This window comes from Aliirhizobium wenxiniae (assembly GCF_019511445.1).
GTDB lineage: Bacteria > Pseudomonadota > Alphaproteobacteria > Rhizobiales > Rhizobiaceae > Neorhizobium > Neorhizobium wenxiniae_A.
The window spans coordinates 1-310 of record NZ_JAEUAN010000109.1 but is presented as its reverse complement, the minus strand read 5'-3'; the positions used below and the strand labels follow the sequence as shown (position 1 = coordinate 310).

At 49.7% G+C, this 310-nt stretch carries 1 rRNA gene; it reads right to left on the bottom strand.

From position 1 onward, the window contains the following. Window positions 1–99: ribosomal RNA gene (locus tag JNB91_RS30515) — 23S ribosomal RNA — on the bottom strand; the annotation flags it as partial. Between the last annotated feature and the right edge of the window lie 211 nt (window positions 100–310).

Sequence of the window (310 nt, the reverse complement as noted above, 5' to 3'; positions counted from 1 at the left end):
AGCTTATTCGCAGCTCCCCACAGCTTATCGCAGCGTATCACGTCCTTCTTCGCCTGTGCATGCCAAGGCATCCACCAAATGCCCTTACGACACTTAATCGTTCTCATTGCCAATGCTCATCAGTTAGTTGCCTCTTCCAACGGAAACGACAACAGCTTGGCTACCTTTTACAACCAAACCATCTCATGATGACATCGACGTGTTCTTTTCGATCAGATCGCTTTATCGAGGTCACGCCGAGCGACCTACTTGCGTCTGATCATAAGACCAGCTTCTCGAGATTAAATCCGGGTCCGCGCGGTTAGCAAAC